At 61.7% G+C, this 21818-nt stretch carries 19 protein-coding genes and 2 pseudogenes; 13 read left to right on the top strand and 8 right to left on the bottom strand.

What is annotated here, in order from left to right:
- Positions 1-2: 2 nt before the first annotated feature.
- Positions 3-944 (bottom strand): nucleoside hydrolase, encoded by a 942-nt coding sequence (locus SLT36_RS30405; protein WP_067967852.1) that lies wholly within the window; start codon positions 942-944, stop codon positions 3-5.
- 133 nt (positions 945-1077) lie between these two features.
- Here SLT36_RS30405 and SLT36_RS30400 point away from each other — a divergent pair, with 133 nt between their 5' ends.
- Positions 1078-2403: an NAD(P)/FAD-dependent oxidoreductase gene (locus tag SLT36_RS30400; RefSeq protein WP_432288823.1), complete on the top strand. Its 1326-nt coding sequence runs from the start codon at positions 1078-1080 to the stop codon at positions 2401-2403.
- A 5-nt stretch (positions 2404-2408) separates the two neighbouring features.
- Here SLT36_RS30400 and SLT36_RS30395 read toward each other — a convergent pair whose 3' ends face one another.
- Entirely contained in the window at positions 2409-3659 is a 1251-nt protein-coding gene (locus SLT36_RS30395; protein ID WP_432288822.1) for a S41 family peptidase, read from the bottom strand.
- A gap of 284 nt (positions 3660-3943) precedes the next feature.
- On the opposite strand from SLT36_RS30395, the gene SLT36_RS30390 reads away from it, so the two are divergent.
- The 7 genes from SLT36_RS30390 (at position 3944) to SLT36_RS30360 (ending at position 11559) form a co-directional block, all read left to right on the top strand.
- Positions 3944-5134 carry an aminotransferase class V-fold PLP-dependent enzyme gene (locus tag SLT36_RS30390; RefSeq protein ID WP_432288820.1) on the top strand — a complete coding sequence of 397 codons (1191 nt, stop codon included), beginning with the start codon at positions 3944-3946 and terminating at the stop codon, positions 5132-5134.
- Positions 5135-5145: 11 nt separating this feature from the next.
- Positions 5146-6111 carry an HpcH/HpaI aldolase/citrate lyase family protein gene (locus SLT36_RS30385; RefSeq protein WP_432288819.1) on the top strand — a complete coding sequence of 322 codons (966 nt, stop codon included), beginning with the start codon at positions 5146-5148 and terminating at the stop codon, positions 6109-6111.
- A gap of 13 nt (positions 6112-6124) precedes the next feature.
- The gene (locus SLT36_RS30380; protein WP_154384334.1) at positions 6125-7309 is read left to right on the top strand and encodes a malate--CoA ligase subunit beta; all 1185 of its coding nucleotides are present in this window, start codon (positions 6125-6127) and stop codon (positions 7307-7309) included.
- Between the two features lie 11 nt (positions 7310-7320).
- On the top strand, positions 7321-8220 hold the full coding sequence (gene sucD / locus SLT36_RS30375; RefSeq protein WP_067967870.1) for a succinate--CoA ligase subunit alpha: 900 nt from the start codon (positions 7321-7323) through the stop codon (positions 8218-8220).
- 165 nt (positions 8221-8385) lie between these two features.
- The gene (locus SLT36_RS30370) at positions 8386-9354 is read left to right on the top strand and encodes a 2-hydroxyacid dehydrogenase (protein WP_432288817.1); all 969 of its coding nucleotides are present in this window, start codon (positions 8386-8388) and stop codon (positions 9352-9354) included.
- Positions 9354-10655, top strand: coding sequence for a glycerate kinase type-2 family protein (locus tag SLT36_RS30365; protein WP_432288816.1), 1302 nt, complete (start codon positions 9354-9356; stop codon positions 10653-10655). The genes SLT36_RS30370 and SLT36_RS30365 overlap by 1 nt, the downstream gene beginning before the upstream one ends.
- Positions 10656-10818: 163 nt before the next feature.
- Complete coding sequence (locus SLT36_RS30360) at positions 10819-11559, top strand: helix-turn-helix domain-containing protein (protein WP_432288815.1); 741 nt, start codon at positions 10819-10821, stop codon at positions 11557-11559.
- 246 nt (positions 11560-11805) lie between these two features.
- On the opposite strand, the pseudogene SLT36_RS30355 reads toward SLT36_RS30360, so the two are convergent.
- The 3 genes and pseudogenes from SLT36_RS30355 to SLT36_RS30345 all read right to left on the bottom strand — a co-directional run bounded on the left by SLT36_RS30355 (position 11806) and on the right by SLT36_RS30345 (position 14683).
- Positions 11806-13478, bottom strand: a pseudogene (locus SLT36_RS30355) (recombinase family protein).
- A gap of 22 nt (positions 13479-13500) precedes the next feature.
- Positions 13501-13731, bottom strand: coding sequence for a hypothetical protein (locus SLT36_RS30350; protein WP_432288813.1), 231 nt, complete (start codon positions 13729-13731; stop codon positions 13501-13503).
- A 280-nt stretch (positions 13732-14011) separates the two neighbouring features.
- Complete coding sequence (locus tag SLT36_RS30345; protein WP_432288811.1) at positions 14012-14683, bottom strand: hypothetical protein; 672 nt, start codon at positions 14681-14683, stop codon at positions 14012-14014.
- Positions 14684-14840: 157 nt separating this feature from the next.
- Here SLT36_RS30345 and SLT36_RS30340 point away from each other — a divergent pair, with 157 nt between their 5' ends.
- Complete coding sequence (locus SLT36_RS30340) at positions 14841-15062, top strand: transcriptional regulator (RefSeq protein ID WP_432288809.1); 222 nt, start codon at positions 14841-14843, stop codon at positions 15060-15062.
- A 436-nt stretch (positions 15063-15498) separates the two neighbouring features.
- On the opposite strand, the gene SLT36_RS30335 is transcribed toward SLT36_RS30340, so the two are convergent.
- The gene (locus SLT36_RS30335; RefSeq protein ID WP_432288807.1) at positions 15499-16419 is read right to left on the bottom strand and encodes a hypothetical protein; all 921 of its coding nucleotides are present in this window, start codon (positions 16417-16419) and stop codon (positions 15499-15501) included.
- A 508-nt stretch (positions 16420-16927) separates the two neighbouring features.
- On the opposite strand from SLT36_RS30335, the gene SLT36_RS30330 reads away from it, so the two are divergent.
- Both SLT36_RS30330 and SLT36_RS30325 read left to right on the top strand, forming a co-directional pair.
- On the top strand, positions 16928-17878 hold the full coding sequence (locus SLT36_RS30330) for a HipA domain-containing protein (RefSeq protein WP_432288805.1): 951 nt from the start codon (positions 16928-16930) through the stop codon (positions 17876-17878).
- Positions 17871-18632 (top strand): hypothetical protein, encoded by a 762-nt coding sequence (locus SLT36_RS30325; RefSeq protein ID WP_432288804.1) that lies wholly within the window; start codon positions 17871-17873, stop codon positions 18630-18632. The genes SLT36_RS30330 and SLT36_RS30325 overlap by 8 nt, the downstream gene beginning before the upstream one ends.
- 305 nt (positions 18633-18937) lie before the next feature.
- On the opposite strand, the gene SLT36_RS30320 is transcribed toward SLT36_RS30325, so the two are convergent.
- Positions 18938-19204, bottom strand: coding sequence for a hypothetical protein (locus SLT36_RS30320; protein ID WP_432288803.1), 267 nt, complete (start codon positions 19202-19204; stop codon positions 18938-18940).
- 489 nt (positions 19205-19693) lie between these two features.
- On the opposite strand from SLT36_RS30320, the gene SLT36_RS30315 reads away from it, so the two are divergent.
- Together SLT36_RS30315 and SLT36_RS30310 are read left to right on the top strand one after the other, a co-directional pair.
- Positions 19694-20883 (top strand): IS3 family transposase gene (locus tag SLT36_RS30315; protein ID WP_432288801.1). Its coding sequence is split into 2 segments (ribosomal slippage): positions 19694-19946 and positions 19946-20883, totalling 1191 coding nucleotides; the frame shifts between segments, so codons are not numbered across the junction.
- A 137-nt stretch (positions 20884-21020) separates the two neighbouring features.
- Positions 21021-21131, top strand: a pseudogene (locus tag SLT36_RS30310) (IS481 family transposase); the annotation flags it as partial.
- A gap of 107 nt (positions 21132-21238) precedes the next feature.
- Here SLT36_RS30310 and SLT36_RS30305 read toward each other — a convergent pair.
- Positions 21239-21814 (bottom strand): RNA 2'-phosphotransferase, encoded by a 576-nt coding sequence (locus SLT36_RS30305; protein ID WP_432288800.1) that lies wholly within the window; start codon positions 21812-21814, stop codon positions 21239-21241.
- Positions 21815-21818 lie beyond the last annotated feature (4 nt).

Raw genomic sequence — 21818 nt, 5'->3', positions numbered from 1 at the left:
CCTCAGGGGAGGTTGCCGAAGCGCTCCAGCATCAGCGCGAAGAAACCATCGGCGTCGATGCGGCGCAGCACGTTGCAGTTCTTGCGGCGACCGGTGACGTGCCACCAGTCGACGACGGTCATCCCGATGGTCTCGGGTGACATCAACTCGATTGTGACGTTGCACTGCTTCTGCTCGTAGAGATGCGGTGCGAGCAGGTAGCCGGTGACGCAGGCGTCGTGGATCGGCCGGGCCTCGGTCGGGAACTTGTGAGAGCCATACTGGCGGTAGAAGTCGGCCATGTTGGCGGCTTCGATGGCCGAGCGGGTGCCGAGCGCGCGCAGCTGCTGCAGCCATTCCGGGGTCATCTGGGCGGTGTAGGTGCAGTCGATGCCGGCCATCGTCACCGGCACGCCGGAATCGAATACGACTGCCGCCGCATGGGGATCGACCCAGATGTTGAACTCGGCGGCAGGCGTGGCATTTCCGCCCTCGAAGAAGCCGCCGCCCATCAGCACGACTTCGCGGATGCGCGGGATGATGCGCGGCTCCATCACCATCGCCATGCCGAGATTGGTCATGGGTCCAAGCGTGCAGACGGTGATTTCGCCTTCGGGGGCGGCCATCAACGTGTCGACAAGGAAGTTGACGGCATGCTTGTCCTGCAGCGGCTTTTCCGGCTCGGGCAGGACGCAGCCGTCGATGCCGGTTGGGCCATGGACATATTCGGCGGTCTTGAGCGCCTTGACCATCGGACGCGAGCAGCCGGCATAAACCGGCACGTCGGACCGGCCAGCGAGTTCGGCGATCTGCAGCGCGTTGCGCGAGGTCAGCGCCAGCGGCACGTTGCCGCCGACGGTGGTCAGCGCCAACACCTCGAGCTCGGGCGAGCCCAGCGCAAACAGGATGGCAAAGGCGTCATCCTGGCCGGGGTCGGTGTCGATGATGATCTTTCGCGGCGACATGGCTCTTCCCCCCGGTTCGATCGCCGGATAGCTTCGGCGGCATTGCATGGATTGGACGTCAATGCATACAGTACTGTATGTTATTTTCAAGACGGGCTGGCAGACCTCCCGTTGGCACATCGGGGAGAAATGAATGGGGCCTTCAGTCGATCCGGTGCCCGCTGGCGACATCCAGCCGAAGAGCGCCGACGTCGTCATCGTCGGTGGCGGCATCATCGGCGTCAGTGCTGCGCTGTTCCTGGCGAGAAAGGGCATTTCGGTCGTCGTCTGCGAGAAGGGCCACGTCGCCGGCGAGCAGTCGAGCCGCAACTGGGGTTGGTGCCGGCGAATGGGCCGCGACCCCCGCGAGCTGCCGCTGATCGTCGAAGCGTTGAAGATGTGGGGCAGCATCGAAGAGCTGGTCGGCGAAGATGTGGGCTTTCGCCGCACGGGCATCCTGTATCTCTGCCAGGACGAAAGCGACGTCGAGCACCATGCCGAATGGGTGAGACGCGCCGGCGACTATGCGCTCGACTCGAAGATGATCGAGGGAAGTGCGCTGACCGATCTCATGCCCGGCGCGCAAAAGACGTTTAGGGCAGCACTGTACACCCCGAGCGACGGCAGGGCCGAGCCGCAGAAAGCAGCACCCGCGATCGCCCGTGCCGCTCAGCGTGCCGGCGCCCGCATACTTTTGCGCTGCGCGGTGCGCGAGATCGAGACCGAGGCGGGCAGCGTCTCGGGCGTGGTGACCGAGAACGGACCGATCCGGGCGAGCACCGTCGTCGTCGCCGGCGGCGCGTGGTCGAGCCACCTCTGTCGATCGGTCGGCATCCGCTTGCCGCAACTTGCCGTGCGCTCGTCGGTGATGCGTACCGGTCCTGTCGAAGGCGGTCCCGATGGCGCTGCCTGGACGGAAGGTTTTGCCTACCGCAAGCGTCTCGACGGCGGCTACACCATCGCCGACGGCACCATCAGCTATCATCATGTGAACCCCGACAGCTTCCGCTACTTCACCGATTTCCTGCCGATCCTGTCGCGGGAGTGGCGCTCCATCGGCCTGCGCTTCGGCGATTTCCTCGGTGGCCCATTCGGGCTTTCGCCCAGGCTGGAAGGCGAGGGCAGTGTCTATGAGCGGCACCGCACGCTAGATCCCGAACCGGCAGTTGCCCCGCTCGAGGCTGCTCGCGCCAACATGGAGAAGGTCTTCCCGGTGCTGAAAGGCGTACCCACGCTGCAGCGCTGGGCCGGCTTCATCGACGCCACGCCGGATGCCGTGCCGGTGATTTCGCCTGTCAAATCGCTGCCCGGGCTGGTCATCGCCACTGGCTTTTCCGGCCACGGTTTTGGCATTGGCCCGGCCGCCGGGCGACTTACAGCCGATATCGTCACCGGCGACAGGCTTTTGGTGGCCCCCACGGCTTTTCGCTACGAGCGCTTCATCGACGGCACCAGACATCGCCCGACGACAGGGGTGTGATGGGCTCAGCCGCCGGCGAGGATGCGCTGCATCTCTTGCACGGCGGCATTGCGTTGCGGGTCCCGGCCCGCGGCGTAGGGCAGGCTGAAAGCCACCGGAATGTCGGGTGCGACGCCGATCCCCTCCAGCCGCACATCGTCGCCGATGACGGCGTCGGAGACCGCCACTTCGAGCAGGCTGTCGTCGGGCAGCAGATAGGCACGCCCGGCCAGCAACGCGCCGGCGGTGCGGGCGCCGACGAGCGGAATGCCGTTGCTCTTCAACGCATAGGCGAACAGTTCCAGACCGCTTCGCGCGCCTTCGTCGATGATCGCGACAACAGGTTTTTGCCAGCGCACATTGGCAAGTGTCGCCTCGCCCTTGCGCGGGATGAGCCGGAATGTCGGTGTGTCGCCGACAAACAGCTCGGCCGCATCGGAAGGGCCGCCGCCCCAGCGGCCGCGCAGGTCGACGACCATGCCGTCGACGTCCTTGAGGCGACCGTCGGCCATTTCACGGGCAACGATGTCGAGACCATCAGGTGCCGAAAGGGTCCATAGCCTGACATAGCCTATGCGCTTTCCGTTTTGCTCGGAGACGCCGACGCTTGCCTCGATCGCCTGCTCGAATGTCCTGAGCGGACGCAGCCGCTCCACCGCTACCGTGACGGTCGTGGGTTCGGCACCGGCGTTCCGGCGCAGCCTGATCTCGACGGTGCGGCCGACCTTGTCGCTGAATGATGCAATCTCATGATAGGGCGCGCCGTCGACCGAAAGGATCTCGTCGCCAGTCAGGATTCCTGCCCGGGCCGCCGGGGAGCCGTCATAGACGTCGCTGACGAACAGCGACCCTGCCAGCGGTTCGGCGATCATGCCGATGCCGGGATAGCTGACCTGGCCGTCGGGCGGAAACAGCCGCCGCATGTCGTTGCGGATGGCAAAGCGGAAGATGTCGGCGAGCTCGAAATAGGCGATCGTGTCGGGTTCGAAACGGCCGGTGTGGGAGGCCTGAAGACTGGCAAGCACGGTATCGATCGCCTTGTCGATCCGCGTCTCCGAATTGCTCGCGTTGAGTGGCCCGGTGCCGATTTCCTGCCTGATTGCTGCGCTGAACCGTGGCAGCGCCGAGGCGTCGTGGAAATTGTCGATGACGAGCTCGACGGCGCGGTCAAAGACGGCATTGCCCGATTTCGGCGGTGCCTCATCCGCCATAGCTGCCAAAGGCTGCAGCAGATGGAGGGCTGTCGCCATGAGGAAGCCGAGGGTCTTGATGTCCATGGGCGGTTCCTTCTCCGGTCCATTATCGGCCTAAGCGGCGGCAGGACGAGCCCCCTTGCTGACAAGTTTGCGTGAGCGGAACTGGCGCCATGCATGCGGTGGCCGGGTAGGTTTCACCCTATCCGACAGGGGGTCGGCACATCTGAAAGAGTAGGCCCGGTCCAACGCCCAAAGGTCCGCGAATCTATCCCGGCAGGTGTTGTGAGCCGGCGGTGCAAAACCGATCATCCTCCCGAAAGCCACAGACAGGCGCCACGCCGCAACACTATTCGGGAGGACTTTTCATGGCCGGCTTCAATCAGCTTTTCGTTCCAGGACCGACCAACGTTCCGGAGAGTGTCCGGCAGGCGATGAACATGCCGATGGAGGACATGCGGGCGCCGGATTATCCGACCTTCACGCGCGGTCTGTTCACCGATCTGATGAAGGTCTTCCGCAACGAGACCGGCCGCGCCTTCATCTTCCCGTCCTCGGGCACCGGCGCCTGGGAGTCCGCCATCACCAACACGCTGAGCCCCGGTGATCGCGTGCTGATGTCGCGCTTCGGCCAGTTCTCGCATCTGTGGGTCGACATGGCCGAGCGCTTCGGCCTCGATGTCGACGTCGTCGATGTCGAATGGGGCACGGGCGTTCCCGTCGAGATCTATGCCGAACGCCTGGCAGCCGATAAGGAGCACCGCATCAAGGCGGTCTTCGTCACCCACAATGAAACCGCAACCGGCGTGACCAGCGATGTCGGCGCCGTGCGTGCCGCCCTCAACGCCGCCAAGCACCCGGCGCTGCTGTTCGTCGACGGAGTGTCATCGGTCGGCTCGATCGACTTCCGCCAGGAAGAGTGGGGTGTTGACTGCGCAGTGTCCGGCTCGCAGAAGGGCTTCATGCTGCCGCCCGGGCTCGGCTTCCTGTCGGTCAGCAAGAAGGCCCTCAACGCTGCCAAGACTGCAAAATTCAGCCGCTGCTACTTCTCCTTCGAAGACCAGATCCGTGCCAACGACACCGGCTACTTCCCCTACACGCCGGCGGTCCAGTTGCTGCGTGGCCTGCGCGCTGCCCTCGACCTGATCCAGGAAGAAGGCCTCGATAACATCTTCGAACGCCACCACCGGCTGGCGACCGGCGTGCGCAAGGCGGTCGACGCCTGGGGCCTGCGCGTCTGCGCCAAGGAAGCGAAGTGGAATTCCGACACGGTCAGCGCGATCGTGGTTCCGGAAGGCATCGACAGCGCCGACATCGTCCGCCGCGCCTATAACGGCTACCAGACCTCGCTCGGCGTCGGCCTCAACAAGGTCGCCGGCAAGGTGTTCCGCATCGGCCATCTCGGCTGGGTCAACGAAGTGATGATGTGCGGTGCCATCTCGGCCGCCGAGATGTCGCTGCGCGACTGCGGCGTCAAGGTTCAGCCGGGCTCCGGCGTCGGTGCCGCACTCGAGCACTACCGCCTGTCGGCTCAGCCGGCCGTCGCCAAGGCAGCCTGAGGGAGGATCGCATGAGCCATACACTCCACCACCTCCGCAAGCTGCGCCTGCAACGCTCGGAGCTCGCCGTTCCGGGCTCCAATCCGGAGATGATCCGCAAGGCCGCCGACGGCGAAGCCGACTACATCTTCCTCGACATCGAGGATGCGGTGGCGCCGCCTGACAAGGAGCGGGCGCGCAAGAACATCATCCAGGCGCTGAACGAAATCGACTGGCGCGCCAAAGGCAAGACCATTTCGGTCCGCATCAACGGCCTCGATACCCATTACATGTACCGCGACGTGGTCGACGTGATGGAACAGGCAGGTGACAAGCTCGACACCATCCTGGTGCCGAAGGTCGGCGTCCCGGCCGATCTCTATACTGTCGATGCCATGGTCAGCCAGATCGAGATGGCAAAAGGCTTCAAGACCCGCGTCGGTCTGGAAGCCTTGATCGAGACCGCGCTCGGCATGGCCAATGTCGAGGCCATTGCTGCCTATGGCGGTCGGCTCGAGGCGATGCATTTCGGCGTTGCCGACTATGCCGCCAGCTGCAAGGCGCGCACCGTCAGCATCGGTGGCCTCAACCCCGACTATCCTGGTGATCAGTGGCACGCCGCCCTGTCGCGGATGACGGTTGCCTGCCGCGCCTACGGCCTGCGTCCAATCGACGGCCCGTTCGGCGACTTCTCCGATCCGGAGGCCTACATCGCCGCCGCCAAGCGTGCGGCAGCCCTCGGCATCGAAGGCAAGTGGGCGATCCATCCCTCGCAGATCGAGCTGGCGAACGCCGTGTTCTCGCCGCCGGAGAAGGAAGTCACCCGCGCCCGCCGCATCATCGAAGTGCTCAAGGAAGCCGAGGAGCAGGGCAAGGGTGCCGCGGCTCTCGACGGCAAGATGATCGACGCCGCATCCGAACGTATGGCCCGCAACGTCCTGGTCATGCACGACGCAATCGAGCAGTCGGCGCGGTCGCGCAACAGCCTGCCAAACTGAGGAGGAGTTCGACATGGATATTCATGAATATCAGGCCAAGGAACTGCTCGCCCGCTACTCGGTGCAGATCCCGCGCGGCGGCCTGGCCTACAGCCCGGAGCAGGCAACCTATCGCGCCAGCGAGATCGGCGGCGGCAAATGGGTGGTCAAGGCGCAGATCCATTCCGGCGCCCGCGGCAAGGCCGGCGGCATCCGCATCTGCACCACTGACAACGAGGTCTCCGAGGCCGCCGAATCCATGCTCGGCCGCAAGCTGGTGACGCATCAGACCGGCCCCAAAGGCAAGCTGGTGTCGCGCCTCTATGTCGAGGAAACCGTCGACATCCGCCAGGAGCTCTATCTTGGCATCGTGCTCGACCGCAAGTCGGAGCGCGTCATGATCGTGGCCTCCGCCTCCGGCGGCATGGAGATCGAGGAGATCGCGGAAAAGCAGCCCGACTCGATCATCCGCGCCATCGTCGATCCGGGCGCCGGCATGCAGCAGTTCCAGGCCCGCGAGATCGCCTTCGGTCTTGGCCTCGACAACAGCCTGATCGGCAAGGCCGTCGACACGCTGCTCGGCTGCTACCGCGTCTTCCGCGACTTCGACGCCTCGATGCTGGAGATCAACCCGCTCGTCATCACCAAGGACGGCAATCTGATCGCGCTCGACGCCAAGATGTCCTTCGACGAGAACGCGCTGTTCCGCCGCGCCGAGATTTCGGAGCTGCGCGACAAGTCACAGGAGGATCCGCGCGAAACCTTCGCCAGCGACCGTGGCCTGTCTTATGTCGGCCTCGAAGGCAACATCGGCTGCATCATCAATGGTGCCGGCCTCGCCATGGCGACGATGGACATGATCAAGATCGCCGGCGGCGAGCCTGCCAACTTCCTCGACATCGGCGGTGGTGCGTCGCCCGAGCGCGTCGCCAAGGCATTCCGCGCCGTCCTCGCCGACAAGAACATCGAGACCATCCTCGTCAACATCTTCGCCGGCATCAACCGTTGCGACTGGGTGGCCGAGGGTGTCATCAAGGCAATCCGCGAGGTTGGCGTCAACGTGCCGCTGGTCGTGCGGCTCGCCGGAACCAATGTCGAAGAGGGCCGGCGCATTCTCGCCGAGTCGGGCGAAAAGGTGATCGTCGCCGATACGCTCGCCGAGGCAGCCGAGAAATCGGTCGAAGCGATGCGCGCCTACGCGAAATCAAAAAAGAACTAAGGGAGGTCGAAATGGCAGTTCTCTTGAATCGCCGGACGCGCGTCATCGTCCAGGGTCTGACCGGCAAGATCGGCTCGTTCCATGCCGACGACATGAAGCGCTACGGCACCAATGTGGTCGGCGGTGTCACTCCCGGCAAGGGTGGCCAGGTGCATCAGGGCATTCCGGTGTTCAACACCGTTCGTGGTGCCGTGCGCGAGACCGGTGCGGAAGCCTCCATCGTCTTCGTGCCGCCGCCCTTTGCTGCCGACTCGATCATGGAAGCGGCGGAAGCCGGCCTGAAGCTCTGCGTCTGCATCACCGACGGTATCCCCTCGCAGGACATGATGCGGGTGAAGCGCTACATGCGCCGCTTCCGCTACGAAGACCGCATGCGCCTCGTTGGGCCCAATTGTGCCGGCGTCATCACGCCCGGCCAGGCGCTGATGGGCATCATGCCCGGCAACATCTACCTGCCGGGCCGCGTCGGCATCGTCGGCCGCTCGGGCACCCTCGGCTATGAAGCCGCATCGCAGATGAAGGCGCTTGGCATCGGTGTTTCGACCTCGGTCGGCATTGGCGGCGACCCGATCAACGGCTCGTCCTTCAAGGACATCCTCAAGCTGTTCGAAGACGATCCGGACACGGATGCAGTGGTCATGATCGGCGAGATCGGTGGTCCTCAGGAAGCCGAGGCCGCGGAATGGGCCAGGCACAACATGCGCAAGCCGCTTATCGCCTACATCGCCGGCCTTTCGGCGCCGAAGGGCAAGCGCATGGGCCATGCCGGCGCCATCATCTCGGCCTTCGGCGAATCCGCCCAGGAGAAGGTCGAGATCCTGCGCGAAGCCGGTGTGACCATCGTGCCGACCCCGGCAGCCTTCGGTCCGACCGTCGCCAGCGTGCTCGAGCAGCAGAAGAAGGCCGCCTGACCCGGCCTTCGGGGGAGCCGGCGCCGACCGGCTCCCTTCTGCCCGTCTGGTGCACCGGCCGATTATCGATGATCCATCGCATGATGTGTCGTTTCGAACTGCTAAAGTGCGCCTCGCGCGTCCGACCAGGATGCGTGGCGCTCCAAGCATGACCAAGGAATTGAAATGAAACCTCGCGTTATCGTCACCCGCCGCTGGCCCGCGGCAGTCGAGCAGATCCTGGCGGAGCGCTTCGACACGACCTTCAATCAGGGCGATGCGCCGCTCGGCCCGACCGAGCTCAAGGCGGCGTTCCTGAACTTTGACGCGATCCTGCCGACCGTCAGCGACAAGCTGCCGTCGTCGGTCTTCCCCGATGCCGACATTCGCGCCAAGATCCTCGCCAATTTCGGCGTCGGCTTCAGCCATATCGACACGGACGCCGCTCGCGCCCGTGGCATTGTGGTGACCAACACGCCTGGAGTGCTCACCGACTGCACCGCCGACATCGGCATGAGCCTGCTGCTTTCGGTCGCCCGCCGTGCAGGTGAGGGAGAGCGCCAGGTTCGCGCCGGCCAGTGGGCGGGCTGGTGCCCGACCCACATGATCGGCGCCAAGGTCACCGGCAAGACGATCGGCATCATCGGTATGGGCCGTATCGGCAAGGCCATGGCCAAGCGCGCGCATTTCGGCTTCGACATGGATGTCGTCTTCTACAACCGCTCGACGGTCGACGACGAGGAAACCCGCGCCATGGGCGCGCGCCAGCTGGCAAGCATCGAAGAGGTGTTGGCCGCTTCCGACTTCGTGTCGTTGCATTGCCCCGGCGGTGCCGAGAACCGTCACCTGATCAACGCCGACCGGCTTGCTGCGATGAAGCGCAGCGCCTTCCTCATCAACACGGCGCGCGGCGACGTCGTTGACCAGAAGGCGCTGGTGACAGCGCTCGACAACGGCACGATCAGGGGTGCCGGCCTCGACGTCTATGACGGCGAGCCTGACGTGCCGGGCGCCCTGATGCGCATGGAAAATGTGGTGTTGTTGCCGCATCTGGGCAGCGCCACCGAGGAAACCCGCGTGGCCATGGGCATGAAGGCGGTGGACAACCTGACCGCCTTCTTCGAGGGCCGCGCCTTACCCGACAAGGTGGTGTGATGTACCTCGACTGCTCGGTCTCGGCACTGGTCAAGCTTCGTGCGCAGGCAACCGCCCTGTTTCGCGAAGGTATCGCGGCGTCCGATCCCGAGCAGGCGGTCACTTCCACGCTTGAAACGAGAACCGATGACATCGCCGCGGCAAGGCGTGTCATCCTGATCGCCTTCGGCAAGGCGGCGTGCCCGATGGCGCGCGCGGCCTTGCCGTTCATCGGCGACAAGCTTGTTGCCGCCGTTGCTGTGACCAATTTCGAGAACCTGGCGGAGATCGAAGGCGTCGAAATGATATCAGGCGGTCATCCCTTGCCCGACGAAGGCAGCATCAGGGGTGCCGAGGTCATCGAGCGCGCTGCCCTGTCGGCCGAACCGGGCGACCTGGTGCTGGTGCTAGTCAGCGGCGGCGGTTCAGCGCTCACCTGCGCTCCAGCTGCCGGTATCGCGCTCGCCGACAAGATCGCGCTCAACGACACGCTGATCCGCTGCGGGGCCGACATCAGCGAAATCAACGCCGTCAGGCAGCTGTTCTCGCGGCTCAAGGGCGGACGCCTCGCCCAACTCGCGTCGCGGGCCAAGGTGTTGTCGCTCATCCTGTCTGACGTCCCCGGTGATGATGTCGGCACTGTCGCCAGCGGTCCGACCGCGCAGCCTTCGGCGACGCAGGCCGAGGCAATCGCCATTCTCGACCGCTACGGCCTGGTCAAGACGTTGTCGCCGGCGCTCAAGACGCATCTCGACCTGCTCGTCGAGCGCGCCGAGGTGCCGACCAGCTTTGACCATGTCGAGAACATCGTCATCGGCAGCAATGGGATCAGCCTGCAAAGGGTGATGCATAGCGCCGAAGCCAACTATCCCGTCGTCGTCAAGGCCGACGACTGGCTGAGCGGCGATGTGTCCGACGTCGCCAAGACGCTGCACCGCATGGCGGTATTTGCCGCCAGCCAACGTGGCCCCGTAGCGATTGTCGCCGGCGGCGAGCCGACGGTGCGGGTCGCCGGCAATGGCAAAGGCGGGCGCAACCAGGAGCTGGCACTGCGGTTTGCGCTGCTCAATGAGTGGACGTCGATCAAGCGCCCCTGGGTTTTCCTGAGCGGCGGCACTGACGGCCGTGACGGGCCAACGGATGCGGCGGGGGCCATCGTCGACGCCGGCTCGACCACCTGGATGCGCAAGCTCGGCTGCAATCCGGTGGCGCTGCTGCAGAACAACGATTCCTATCATGCGCTCGCGTCGTCGGGCGACCTGCTGATGACCGGTGCCACGGGCACCAATGTCGCCGACCTGCAAATACTGCTGATGCAGTAGCAGCCGTACCTGCGACTTTCGAAATCGGCCTGGTTGGCGATCGGCTGACAACTGTCCTGTTGGCCGCCGCACCGCTGCGTTTGTCAGATACTGTTGAACGTGCCGCTGAAAATGTTTACTCTCGGTGAAATAGATTCAGCGAGTAGAGGCAGGCGGCATCGATATGAGCAAGGCTAAGACGGCAGAAAAGAACGGGCATTCGAAGAAGAACGGCAAGGCCATGGCGGCCGCGGTTTCGGTCGGCGCCGCAAAGTCCGCTCTGGCTCACGTCTCGCCGCCGCTGCACCAGGATCCGCACGCCGTACGCGATACGCGCGAAAAAGTGCTTGAAGTGGCGATCGGCCACGAGGTGCGTGCCTTCCGCAAGAAGCTTGGCATTACCGTTGCCGACCTCGCTTCGGCCACCGACATTTCGCTCGGCATGCTGTCGAAGATCGAAAACGGCATCACCTCGCCGTCGCTGACGACGCTGCAGGCGCTTTCGCGGGCGCTTGGCGTGCCGGTCACCGCCTTCTTCCGCCGCTTCGAAGAAGAGCGCAACGCCGTTTTCGTCAAGTCGGGCGAGGGCGTCGACGTCGAACGCCGCGGCACGCGCGCCGGGCACCAATATACGCTGCTCGGCCATATCGGCTCCGATACATCGGGCGTGACGGTCGAGCCCTATCTCATCACCTTGTCGGAAGATTCAGACGTCTTCCCGACCTTCCAGCATGACGGTATGGAGTTCCTCTACATGCTGGAAGGCGAGGTCGTTTACCGCCACAGCAACAATCTCTATCGCATGACGCCGGGCGACAGCCTGTTCTTCGATGCCGACGCGCCGCACGGTCCGGAAGAGCTGACACATCTTCCGATCAAGTATCTGTCGATCATCTCCTATCCGCGTGGCCGCGGCGGCGACTGAGGGCGGCGAGGCGAGATAAGCTTTTTCTCCCTCGCCCAGCCTGATCACTTTGCATCTATCGTTTTGTCGACCTACGCCTCGAAGGCAGAGGCCACAGGTCTGAATCCTGGATCCCGACAGGAATCGGATCTGCGCCTGCAGATTAGGAGTTTGGTCCAAAAGTGGGATCGCTCCATCCGAGATTGGCTGCGGGAGCACTCAGCCTAGGCACGGCAAGCTTCGGGATAGGCGCTCAACCAGTCGCCATTAGTGTTGGTTGCGTGTCCCCGCAACCATTGATAACGACACTCCCGCGAGCTCTGCTCCGGGAGTGTTTTTGTTTGCAGAACCAACAGCCTGCCGCTCGGTCCAGTTCAGGATCGTGCCCAGTTCTCCATACAGCGTAGCTTCGATCTCGCCGCGCTTGGCGCCAGGTGTCAGAACGATCTTCTCGATCAACGATCGCAGCGCGGTTGCCGCCTGCGGTCGGTCGTCTGGATGGTTGAGCGCCTCGGTCAGATGCGCGACCTTGCGCGCATAGAGTGAAGATATGCTGGGCAGCAGGTCCGGCTTGTCCTTGGGGGCGGCGGCAAGCTGGTTCATAAGATCGGCCTTGCGCAGCTCGAGCGCGTCCATCTCGGCCTTCATGCTCACCTGAAACATGCCGGCCTTGATGGCCTCGATGATGCTGCGGATCTGCTTCTCGACCTTCACCAGTTCTGCGTTCCAGCCATCGGCATTGGCGCGGCGTTCGCGGTTGAGACGGTTCGTCTCCTCGGCATAGGCCCGCATCGCAACCGCGGCTGCTTCGGCGCCATCATCCTGTTCTTCAGGCGGCGAGCACCCGCTGCTCCAGTTCGCCCCGCACAATGGTGCGCTTGTTCGGACATGAGCCATTGCTAGTGTGGTTGGAGCAGGCGAAGCGGTCGACGCTGCGCAAGGAATAGGGCCCCTCGCAGCAGCCGCAAAACACAAGTCCCGACAGCAGTGACTTCGGCCGGCGGGCGCTGCTCAGCCGGTTGCGCATGTGGTGCGCGCGGACAGCCGTGGTCAGATTGACGGACTTGTCGGTGATCTCGCTCTGGCGCGCCTTGACCGCTTGCCAGAGTTCGTCGCCCACGATGCGCAATTCCGGTACGTCGGTGACAATCCATTCGCTTTCCAGATTCAGGCGCGAGACGCGCTTGCCGATTGCGGGATCCTTCACATAACGCTGACGGTTCCACACCAATCGACCGACATAGAGCTCGTTGTTGATGATGCCCGTGCCGCGCCTGACATGACCGCGGATCGTGGTGTCGTTCCACAGCTTGCCGGCAGGTCCTGAAATACCCTGATCGTTGAGGTACTTGGCGATCGCGCGTGGACTGATGCCGGTGGCAAACTCCCGGAAGATGCGGCGGACGACGTCGGCCTGAGCTGTGTCGATCGCGGTCGCCCTTGAGTTGGTCGCCGCGCTCGCCGAGACGTCTGACGACACGATAGCCGTAACACAGCCCGCCGCCGGACTTGCCGAGTTCGACGCGGCCGCGCAATCCGCGCCGGGTCTTCATGGCGAGATCCCCGAGGAACAGGGCATTCATCGTGCCCTTGAGGCCAACATGCAGTTCCGAGATCGCGCCCTCTGCGAGAGTGACGATCGGCACGCCGGCGAACTTCAAATGTTTGTAGAGTGTTGCGATGTCGGCCTGGTCGCGGGAAATGCGGTCAAGAGCCTCGGCCAGCACCAGCTGGAACAACCCGCATTGGGCGTCGCGGACCAGTTTCTGGATACCGGGCCGCAGGATCTGGCTTGCACCGGAAATGCCGGCATCCTGGTAGGTGCCGGCTATCTCCCAGTCTTCGCGCGCCGCATGTTCGCGGCAGAGCCGGAACTGGTCCTCGATCGAGGCTGCCCGCTGCTGGTCAGAAGAGTAGCGGGCATAAAGGGCTACGCGCATGGTCATGAACAATGCTCTCGGTCTAGCTGGTGTCGGAGTTGCCGTCGTTGGGTCTTGCGCCCGGTGGTTCTGCCTTGGCCGGGTGAGATTTGGGGGCGTCCTTGCCGTCCGTTGCGTTTGCGAAGCGCTCTCTTGCCATGCCGCGGCCGATCAGCCAGGCGAGAGCCAGGATCGCCGGATGGGTTTTGGGCCTGTCGGTGCGCTCGTTCGGAGAGTGCAGCGCGTCGGCCGCCGTCATGTTGTCTTCTGCCATAGGCTTCCTCGCTTCGTTGTGTAGAAGCGGGGATGAAGCTGCCAGATATGCTGGCCGGGAAGGGGGAAAATGCGGTCGTAGCAACATGGAGCGCAATGACCTGCATTCGGCGTTCTCTCCGAAGCAGACGCAGGATGCGGACTGTCTCGACGCTGGAAACGCCGGTCAAGGCCTTGGCGCCAACCCGCCTTGACCTTGACCGGCTCCGCCGTGAAGCCACATGCAATGAAGCCACCCGGCGAATTGTCCGGTGGGGTAGGGGAGAGGCGAGCCTCACCGTCTACCCGCCCGGGAAAAACGCATGCGGTGTCAGCTGGCGTCCGATCCGCATCAGATCCTCGCGCGCCGAGCGGATTTGTGGCCAGGGAAAGGAAGACCGATCGTCCCAGTCCGCGCCGTTGCGCAACACCGCATCAAGCTTGCCCACAACGCCTGAAAGTGAGACCGCGGGCGTCTCGGAAAGCGCCTCCAGCAACGCCTCGACCTTTGCAAAGCCTGCCTGCTCAGCCCTCAGCCCCTCGAAATAGCCGATCTCCGTTGCAACCATCTCGAAATGTGCTTGTCTCGCGTCGAGGTCAGCTTCGGCCTTCGCACGGATATCCGCCATGTCCGTTCGCTCGCCGACAATCCGGTCCAGCGCTGCCTTCGAGCAAACGATGGTCTCCTCGCCGCCAGGGACGCTTACAACCGCCCACAGCGCATCCACTCGCTCGCCAAGTGCTGCCTCGAGTTCCTGCAGCCGGTCACAGCGCCACATAGCTTGCTCATATGCGGCATTCCAATCGCGCCATACCATCATCGCCGGGTCTGATGCTGGAGGTGGCATTACGTCAGAAGGCACTGTCGCGCGTGAGGCTCCAAAAGCCCTTCCAACTCCGGCGACAAACAACCCGGCAAGCGCCAGCCGCCGCGTGACGCGCCCAAAACTCATGCTATGGTCGGAATCAGCCATGATCCGAGCTCCCAACAGCTTAGGTTGTGGTTAGGCCAGATGCGGTGCTGGAACACTGTGTCTGGCCGTTAATGCAAACAAAGGTACATCTTGTGGGGTATATGGGCAACAAAAATCATCATATTATGGTGATTTTATGAACCCGGCGCAGTGCCGCATGGCTAGAGCCGCACTGGAGTGGGGCGTGTTGGATTTGGCGCGAGAAGCGGCAGTGTCCACCCAGACCATCGTGCGCTTTGAACGAGGGGTGGTGCTCAAGGAAGTGACTGTCGATCGTCTACGAAGTGCTTTCGAGGCCGCCGGCATCGAGTTCATTCCGGAAAACGGTGGCGGCCCAGGCGTGCGGCTGGCTCGGTCCTCAGCTCCAAAGAGCACGTAAAGCCCGGAGAGGGTTCCTATTTAGGCATTGCTCCGCGCCAACAGTGCGACCATTTTCTTAACCCAGCTGTCATTCATCACGGTGGGCAGATATGTCTGGATCTGCCACCGAAGGCGAAGGGCTCTGATCTAAATCTTCCTGGCTCGCCAATTTAGATATAAATATCAAGAATTTAGTTGATGTCGAGTTTGACGGGCGTCCTCGCGAATTTTGCGCGGAGCACTACGGAAGCACATGAGGCCGTGCCAATTTCAACGCACCCTCCTGTGGACAAATGCCATCGAAGTCTGTTCGACGATGGGGCGGCGGCGCTCTATATCGGCGTTCTAGCGTTGATGGAGGACCGGCTCTCGAGCTTCCTTTCGAGAACCGCGAACGAGCTCGGCACCGAGCTCGAAAGTCTGAAGCTCATCTTCGACATGAAGAAGGAGCTATTCTATCGGTCCGCGGTCAAGGGCGTGCTCGCTGAAACGACATCGCCGACTTCCTGTCCGAGTTTTTCGGTCGCCAGAAGATCGCTGACCGGATCGAGCTGACCGGCGACCGGGCCGGTGCGATTCGTCGGAATAAGACGGGCGACATCGTCTGCCATCTGGCCGGCGACAGCGGCAAACGGATTGCGATCGAGTGCAAGTTCGACAAGAGTATCCGCCTTGGCGACATTCAGACCAAGGACATCTTCACGAAGAAAGCGGACACGGCCTGGAGCCAACTCCTCGAAGCGCAAGCGAATCGCGACGGCCAGGCTGGCATCATCGTGTTCGACGCATCGCTCGTCGATAACAGCATCCTGGTTGCGGTGCAGGATTTGAAGTTCTTGCCCGGTATCGGCCTGATCGCGATCATCGATTCTCAGAAGGGTGATTATCGCAACCTCGCCATTGCCTACATGCTGGCGCGCGACATAGCTCTCAACGCAAAGACGATGGAGCTGGACACCGATGTCCTCAAGATCATCGTCAATCGGCTGATCAAAGATGCGCGCGACATGGCGCTGGTAAAGCATCTCGTCACCGCCAATATCGACAATATGAAGCAGATCCTCGCGCAGATCGAGAAAGGCATCCTCCTCGCCGAATTCAATCAGCGCTACCTCATCAAGTTCCTCGCCGAGGGGACACTTACTAAGGAGGATATGCTTGCCTTCTATGCGGGTGAAGAGGTCAAGGAGCGCTTCCGCTTGGTCGAGCGGGAAATCGGAGAGCTTTGCTCTTGACGTGAACGGCTCCCCTAATCGCAACGCCCTCATTGCGGGGACGGGCTGGAAGGGCAGACGGGGCAGCGACGCATTGCGGGTTGCGGCCGCCCCTTGCTCCCAATAGACCGCCGTATTCAACAACTTCTCGTACAGGTCCATTGCCCGAACCCGCAGCGGTCTGTCGTTGCGTGGTGGGGCAACAACGCCCTCGCAGGCAAAACGCCGAATGTCTGTTCCAAACAAGAGCTGACATTCGGTCCGGCGCTCTTGAACGGCAGGAAAGTCTCCAATGTCGGCCGCCCAGCGCGTCCGAGCGGTTACCGATAAACGGCAGCCGTCAGCGTCGCGACCGGATGGAAATTCTGACAGCAGGGATATGAGAACAAAATATGAACAAATGCCTTGTGGAGTAAATTCACAACGCGCTAACGTATGGGCGTATAAGCGACACGAACACTGCCACATTCTCGGCCGGGTCGTCCGCAGTGGCTGCAGACGGGCGAATATCTGGCTGTTCGAACGCTTGAGGAAGATGGCGACGCCGAGGGAAATGGGTAAGCTTCAGCCAGATTGGCGTGGTCTTATAGAAAAAGTGAAAGGCGAATGCCACTTCAACCCCGATTGATGCTATTTCCCGCCGCACTAACCTTGAACGTAGGTGGACTGCTTGGCGAATACTCCTTGTAAGCCACAGGCTGATAACCCGATCGACGTGAGCCAATGGGCCCAGCACGAAGACTTTCCTGTGTTCCCCATCGGTTCAAAGCCGAAAAGAATGCTGGTCTCGCCTGAAGTCACACAAGAGCCGTTCTTGATTCCCAACCACGCCTACCTTTTTAAGACCGCAGTGGGCTGGCAAGCCCAGCAGGTCTGGTCAGAAGTTGTCAGTTATCGAATTGGCAAAGTGTTGGGGTTGGATGTGCCGCCTGCTTTTATCGCCATCGATTCCTCGACCGGTGAGACTGGGGTGCTGGTAGAATTTTTCTATGGGTATCCAGGTGAGCAATCACCGGCCCGATTGGTTCACGCTGCCGATTTGATGACACGCGTTTTGGCAGACAAAAAGCGCGGGCGCCCTCATGCGGTTCGCCTCAATATGCACCTGTGCAAGCTTATTGTTGGAGAGGCGGTTGGCGTCGCATGGTGGTCGACAGCCTTGGCGTTCGATGCGCTGATCGGGAACACTGATCGCCATCCCGAAAATTGGGGTTTCTTGGTGAGACGCCAGCACGCCAAAAACAATTTCGCCATGGCACCGATTTTTGACAACGGTACCAGCCTCGGATACGAGATGCCCGAGGCTAAGTTGGCGCAGATCATTGAACCAGCGCGTCTCTCGCATTACCTAAACAAGGGCACCCACCATTGTTGTTGGGATGTCAGTAATGATTGCCCAACCCCTCATTTCGACCTTTTGCAAAAGGTAGTCGGAACCTACGAAGGTTCTGGCGCTTTCGTAGAAAATGTGATTCGCTTCAAAATAGGACAGATCGAAGAAATCGTCGCTGAATGCACCCGATTTGACGTCGCAACGCCGTTCACCAATCAACGCGCCGATTTCGTTACTGCATTGATTGAAGCTCGCAGAAGCCGGTTGGAGGCGCTGTTAGATGGCTGAGATGGAAAACTGGATCGAAAACATTTCGGAGCCTAAGAAGCTCGTACTCGCGTGGCAGGCTCCAGATCACATGAAGGACCGGTTCCGCTGGGCCGTGGGTCTGTTGGAGCGGTACGATGGACGCGAGACCATGCGATATCTCGATCCTGGGGCTGAATTTGAAGCGTTCAACCAAGGGCGGACTTTCGAACAAGCTAGGTCGCTTGGCTATGATGGCTATCCTGCATTCACTTTGCGGCGTCATTTGCACGATGAAGGCGTGATATCCACATTCTTACGTCGATTGCCGCCCCGGAACCGAGCAGATTTTGATCATTATATGCGCCAATTCCGGTTTCCGGTTGGCTCGAATCCTACAGATTTTGCGCTTTTGGGGTACACAGAGGCTAAGCTGCCGAGTGACGGCTTTTCATTGGTCGATCCGCTAGACCCCGGTGTAAACGCGTGCGAATTGATGCTCGAGGTGGCCGGCTATCGGTACTATGTAGCGGGCAATCCGATTGGAATTGGGATTGATCACCCGGTTGACCTACGCGCAGAGCCGCATAACCCCCATGATGCTGGCGCGGTGAGCGTCCATGTGGGCGACCGTAAGATTGGCAACATAAATAGGCTTCAGGCGCCGACATTTCTCGCGTGGCTAAAGGCGCGCCGTATCTCGGGGACGATCCAGCGGTTGAATGGCAAGCCAGACCACCCCCGGGCGTTTCTCTTTGTTCGGGTAATGCCTACCGCAAAACAGATTGCCGCATAGGGTGCTGAATGCGGTGCAGGCCGCGTTCAGCAAGTCCGCCTCGAATTGGAGGTGGTGATTAGCCCCAGTTGCCATGGCCGTAACCGCCCCGAACCCCAGCGGCCATATCTCAAAAAAGGAACTCCGCTTAATCGTCGGGCGCCGGCAGGAGCTGCCGAGAACTTGAATTGCGGAATGATCGTGCCGGCGGCGTTGATACGGATGATCCTCTCAACGTCGATGCGCACGTTCTCAGTGGCCGAGTCGTTCGCGGCGCTCAAAACCGTTTCGGTTGCAGCCGCGGTCTCGATTTCGTTCAGCCCCGGTTAGTCACCCTCTGCCTCGATTAAGTCGATGATCTCTTCGACAGTTTCGGTCACCAGGTAGTTGGTTGTATAGTCGCCGCCCATGCTGCTGCAGTGCACCTCTGTGAAGCTCACGCCGGCTTTCCGTGCGAAACTAATGATGTGGTTCACGTTGATGAAGATCGCCGTCGCGGCTTCTCCATGTAGCGTCAAGTTTATGAACATAGGGTGTTTCCAGTTGAGGCGCGCATCCTTCCACCCCTCTGGCCGCCTGTCGAGCGGGCTCACCAACCCGGCCAAACAAGCGGACCGTGCGTTATTTCTTGCTGTCCGTTGCCCGCAGATGGTCGTGTAGAACGTTGATCTCTTCCCAGCGGTACTGAGCGCCTGAGCGGGTGATTATCTTGGCCGAGGAAATGTCGCCTGCCTAGCGGGACATTCGCTGCGTGCCGCAGGGCCTGCGACAGGTGATCAAATGCCATCCCATGCGGCAGCTGACTGTTGTCACGCTCAAAGAAAGTGGCGGCCTCGTGCAAATCTTGATGTCTTTCATCGTGCGTACCGCCGAAACGAACGCCCCAGAAGTCGGCCTCAGTTGAGTGTGTCCTGAGTAACTTTCTGGACTGGAGCAGGATCCCGCGCACGGTCCATCAGCCCATGGCAAAAGGGCAGCCACCGCAATTGCAACGACCGCCGTCATTGCGCAAATGCTGACGTGCCACTGAGTTTTTCCTCCATCTGAGATTAGAGTCCGGTCCTTGATCGAAGGACGGACTGATGAAGCGGAAGCGATTTACGGAAGAGCAGATCATCGCGGTTCTGCGCGAGCATGAGGCTGGTGCCAAGGCGGGCGATCTTGCCCGCAAGCATGGGGTCTCGGAGGCGACGCTGTATAACTGGAAGGCGAAGTATGGCGGGATGGAGGTGTCCGATGCCAAGCGCCTGAAGGCCCTGGAAGACGAGAACGCGAAGCTGAAAAAGCTGCTCGCCGACCAGATGCTGGAAGCCTCGGCACTTCGCGAGCTTCTATCAAAAAAATGGTAGGGCCCGCCGCCAAGCGCGAAGCCGTCGCGCATCTGCAGGCCGTCATGGGCCTTTCGGAGCGCCGGGCCTGTTCCTTCGTCAGCGCGGATCGCAAGATGGTCCGCTACCAGTCAAGGCGTCCGCCGGAGACAGAGTTGCGCACACGGTTGCGCGACCTTGCCAATGAGCGCCGCCGCTTCGGCTATCGACGCCTGTTCATTCTGCTCAGGCGCGAGGGCGAGCCATCAGGGGTCAACCGCATCTATCGGCTCTACCGCGAGGAAGGCCTGACCGTGCGCAAGCGCAGGGCAAGGCGGCGAGCGGTCGGCACGCGGGCGCCGATCTTGGTCGAGGCGAAGCCGAACGCACGCTGGTCGCTGGACTTCGTGCATGACCAGTTCGCCTGCGGACGGCGCTTCCGTGTGCTCAACATCGTCGACTACGTGACCCGCGAATGCCTGGCCGCGATCCCGGACATCTCTATTTCAGGCCGCCGCGTCGCTCGCGAACTGACGGACCTGATCGCCCGGCGCGGCAAGCCGGGCATGATCGTCTCCGACCATGGCACGGAGTTCACCTCGAATGCGATCCTCGCTTGGTCGAAGGATCATCGCGTTGAATGGCACTACATCGCGCCGGGTAAGCCAATGCAAAATGACTACGTCGAATCCTTTAACGGGCGGATGCGCGATGAGCTCCTGAACGAGAGCCTGTTCTTCGGCCTCGACCATGCCCGAAGCGCCATCGCCGAATGGAGGCAAGACTTCAACACTGCGAGACCGCATTCCTCGCTCGGATACCAGACCCCGGCGGCCTTCGCTGGAACCCTCACTGCAACCGGCTCCGACGCTGCGCTCAATGCGCGCTTCGCGTCTCTGCCGGTTGCTCAACCCGCGCCTTACGGCGTAACAGAAACGGCCGAGGCTCTAATCGCCGTTGGATGACAGTTCAGTGGCACGTCAGCAGCAGAAAATCTAACCCGAGGGTGTCTACGAAACTCGGGGCTATTCAATGCTCTTCCTGCCTCAAAATTAGGTAAGAAGGCGTCTACAAATCTAGGGGCTATTCAGTCAGACGCCAGGAAGCGCTGGTTGCAGCCTACGAGGTCCACGCGGTGCTGACCGACAACGGCATCCAGTTCGCCGACATCCCGAAGAACCGCAATGGACCCACCGCGGGGTTCCGAGGCCATGCAAATCCACCGGGTGAGGGCCTTCCGCTTTCACGAATCCCCGCCGCAAAAACCTAGCTCTCTCACCCTCGGCATTTTCGACGCTCACTCGTCGATTATGAGAGCCTTTAACACAATGGCCCCTCAGCGCATCCAACCCCTGTCAGTTCCTTGATAAACTGGGCAGGAACTACATCCGCTAGCCAGACCATTTCATTGCCATGATAGAAGGGAACGCCACTTGCTGATGCGGCCTCGGCATCAATGCAAAGGATCACCGGGGACTTCGCTTTGCGCACCCCGACCTTTACCGCAGTCTCCGCGTCGGCGGACAGGTGAACATATTGCCGCCCCATTGGTTTTAGCCCCTCGCTGCGGATGATTTCAACCGTTTCGGGAGCGGTGCCATGATAGAGAAGCGCCGGTGGTTCCGCCCGATCCTTGACCAGCTTTTGCGGTGCCGAGTGACCATAGAGAGCACGGATTTTTCCATCTCGAAGTTCATGCCGCTTCTTCTCCGACCTTGCGATCATCTGCTCCAGATCGGCCTCGGCCAGTGCCGACCAAGACAGATTTTCGTCGCGCAGCGCCGCGATTAAAGATGTAGCTGTAACCCAGCCTTCGGCGTCCAGCTCAAGCTCATAAAGCCACGGCTCATGGCGCAGTGCATGCGATACGGCGCGGCTGAGGGTGGTGAAGTCCATTGTA

The sequence above is a fragment of the Aminobacter sp. BA135 genome (assembly GCF_050859125.1).
Classification (GTDB): Bacteria; Pseudomonadota; Alphaproteobacteria; order Rhizobiales; family Rhizobiaceae; genus Aminobacter; species Aminobacter ciceronei.
This window is presented reverse-complemented; position numbering and strand designations above follow the sequence as displayed.